Origin of the sequence: Blautia ammoniilytica (assembly GCF_025566965.1) — a bacterium.
Lineage (GTDB): Bacteria > Bacillota > Clostridia > Lachnospirales > Lachnospiraceae > Blautia_A > Blautia_A ammoniilytica.
Map to the genome: position 1 here is coordinate 1 of NZ_JAOQJL010000073.1, position 3,128 is coordinate 3,128.

Here is a 3,128-nt window from a genome sequence, read left to right on the forward strand (position 1 = left end):
ATGATATCATCTAGCGGTACTTCGTACCGTTAAAAATGGAATAGCCGTTCCGCAGTAGCGGAACTGGCATTCCGTTTGAGCGTAATTTGCAGCAATTATTTGTCATCATGGGGATTTATACAGAAATATGGTAGATGGTATTATAAAAATCATTACGTTGAGATGGGAGATTTATTGCCATTGCCCGAGGAATTAGAACCTAAACAACCTATTAATGGAAAGGAATTGAAGATTGAAGCTTCATTGAGCTGGAAAATGAATGATGGAAAGATAAGATTTCAAGTATCTTCTAATATTCCAGAGGAAACCCCATTAATGTTTACATTACGTGGCAAAGAATATACAGCTCAATGTAAATCTGTAGCAGGTAATAGAATTTCAATAAGTGAATGGTTTAGTGACAGAGGTAATCCTATGAAAAATGGATTTTATACTATAGATGTGTCATGTCCGATATATAGTGTATTGCCAGAAAAGATAAAGAAAATATTTGGTGAACGTAATAGAAATATATGTGGACAATATGTTAAATTTGAACCAGTGGGAGGAAATACGATTCATTTTTCGTATGGATTAGTTCTTAAAAATAGTAAAGTTCAAGTTATTGATATGCAACAAAGAATCTCAGCATTATAATGAATGTGGTTTTATACAAGAAAACATGGCAGATTGTAACTGGTTAAAGTGAATTGGGCGTATGGAACTTTTAAATCCATACGCCTTTTAAACAAGAGAGTTGTAAGAGCATATTATCTACTCGATGATGATTATAATTCCATATCATATGACCTTTTCTTAGCTCTGGCAGGCTGATTTCGCCGCATCTCCTGTTTCCTCTGATATTCAAGTTCCCAGGCACGATGGGAAAAAACATCAGGATCTTCCACATTGAGATAATCTACCTCATTGGCGGCAATATCACGGCGGTGATAGTCATAATACTTACCAAAAGTACCTTTGAGCTGCTCGATCAGCTTATCCCGGAAATTAGGACGTATCTGGATTCTGGTGTCCAGCAATTCTGTATACTGTTCAGGTTCAGGACGAAATTTTTCTTCCCGGAAAGCAGCGGCGTCTTTTTTAAGCTGCTTTTTAAGGGAGATGTCCTGAGAATCCAGGATATCAAGATTGCTATTCATCTGGTCATATTTTTTGGATAGATTCGTCATATCTTTATCAGTGGAGCATTGTGCCTGGAAGATTAGTTGCTCTTTCCTTGATTTCAGTTCTTCAATTTCTTCCGTAACAGTGGTAAGCTGCTGATTCAATTTTATATGCTGGATGGGATTCAAAATACTGGTTTTCTCTTTTTCTAGATTCAGCTCTTTCCGTTCTGTAACTTTAGCTTTGAGTTTCTTTTTAACGGTGTTGTATTTATTCAGTATTGGATTAAAATGATTCATCCAATCATGAATTACTTCTTTTTGCATCTTATTATGAAGTAAATGATATTGTGTAAAAATCATATGATTTCGGATAGTTTCCATTGTTTCTGCAATTACAGGAATAGAATTTTTGACAGCTTGAGCCAGTTTCTCTACCTGAGCTTTTAATTCCCGGAGCATTTGGTTATCTGCACGAATCTGGCGGTTGATTTCACAGCGGTCAGCTATCATTCCTTTCTTTTCCATGTTTTGAGCAATATAGCCTTCGTGGATGGTCGGCTGTTCGGTGATTCCCTGATCTGCAAAGCTGCGGTGATCAATGGATGCATTTATCTGATTGTGGGCAAGCATTTCATTTACAGTATCTGCCCAGTTTGCTCTCCAGATACAGAGTTGCTCATCACTGTTCCATTGTTCAGAAATGGGATTCTGTCTGCCATAGCGGCTGCTTTTTGGATGCTTGTCGATGCGGTCATAGCCTTTTTCCTGTGCGACAGATGCGGTCATATAAACTTTCTTTTTCCCAACTTTATATCTGTATTGCTTTTCCCAGCCATCTTTTTGAGCAGCTTTGAATTCAGTAGCTGTAAATCCTTTTTCTTCTCCATTTTTTATGCAGAGATATTCTTTTTCTGTTTTATACTGCCATGTTCCGTTTTCGTTCAGTGGACGGACGGTAAGCAGAATGTGTGCATGAGGATTGTGTCCATCCGTATCGTGAATAGCAAAGTCAGCGCACATGCCCATATCTACAAAGTTCTTTTGAATAAAATCTTTTAGAAGAGAAATATTACTGTCCTTATCTAATTCAACGGGAAGTGCGACAACAAATTCCCTTGCCAGTCGGCTGTCTTTTGTTTTTTCTGCAGCTTCCACAGCATTCCAGAGTTGTTCACGGTCTTTCCATTCTGGTGAAGCCATCGGTGGAAGCAATACTTCCTGATAAATGAGTCCATGCTTTCTGGTGTAATCATGCTGGATGCCATCGTAATCATTGTACATCCGGCTGCAGCTCATATAAGCAGAAGCTGCGACAGCGGAACGTCCGGAACCACGGCTGACAACTTTGGCTTGCATATGATAAATTGCCATATCTGGCACCTCCTTTCGATGTTGCCTGCAACAGCGGAAAATCCCTCGGCAGAGCGCACGAGCCCCGTAGGGGATACCACCGCCCGATTTATCGGGTGGTGAGTAAGTGCGCCCTTCGGGAGTAGAACTTGTGCGTTTACATTCCTCGTAGCCGGATTATCAGCTCCCGTTTCAGGGAATCCAAATCCATTTCTTTAATATGGGGAACAATACTTTCCAAAATGGCTCCTTCCTGGACTAATCGGTGTGTTCTGGCATCACGTTCTTTTTTGCGATTTCTTGCTTCGGCTTCTTCTTGGCGGTGTCTTGCCTGTAAAAGTGCTTTTTCTTCCGGTGTCATGATTTTTTTATCTGCCATATCTGGCACCTCCTTTTTATGCCCGTATCCGGGCAGTATTGGTTTTAAAATCTTATGGTTTGGTACTATAGTTTCGGATAACTGACAGTGGCATGTTTCTGGTGATAAATAAGGAAAGAAAGTAGTACCACTGTCAGTGAAGAATAATTATCGTGTTATGCTTCTTTGCTTCAGTTCTGGTTCGGAGCATGATTGTTTAACAGAATTCTTTTTGCCTGTTTTAAATTAGCTGTTGCATTGTCCTGACGAATATTCCGGTTATTGATACGGACAGGAATACATCTCTCCAGAAT

Annotated in this window: 3 protein-coding genes and 1 pseudogene; 1 reads left to right on the forward strand and 3 read right to left on the reverse strand. The window is 39.6% G+C overall.

The genetic code is table 11. The features are described from left to right. Nucleotides 1–180: 180 nt before the first annotated feature. On the forward strand, nt 181–636 hold the full coding sequence (locus OCV61_RS18330) for a hypothetical protein (protein ID WP_226853774.1): 456 nt from the start codon (nt 181–183) through the stop codon (nt 634–636). A 131-nt stretch (nt 637–767) separates the two neighbouring features. Here OCV61_RS18330 and mobQ read toward each other — a convergent pair whose 3' ends face one another. The 3 genes and pseudogenes from mobQ to OCV61_RS18885 form a co-directional block, all read right to left on the reverse strand. After that, on the reverse strand, nt 768–2,477 hold the full coding sequence (gene mobQ, locus OCV61_RS18335) for a MobQ family relaxase (RefSeq protein WP_158422944.1): 1,710 nt from the start codon (nt 2,475–2,477) through the stop codon (nt 768–770). A 136-nt stretch (nt 2,478–2,613) separates the two neighbouring features. After that, nucleotides 2,614–2,835: a DUF3847 domain-containing protein gene (locus OCV61_RS18340; RefSeq protein WP_005348485.1), complete on the reverse strand. Its 222-nt coding sequence runs from the start codon at nt 2,833–2,835 to the stop codon at nt 2,614–2,616. Between the two features lie 170 nt (nt 2,836–3,005). Beyond that, nucleotides 3,006–3,128: pseudogene (locus OCV61_RS18885) on the reverse strand (ATP-binding protein); the annotation flags it as partial.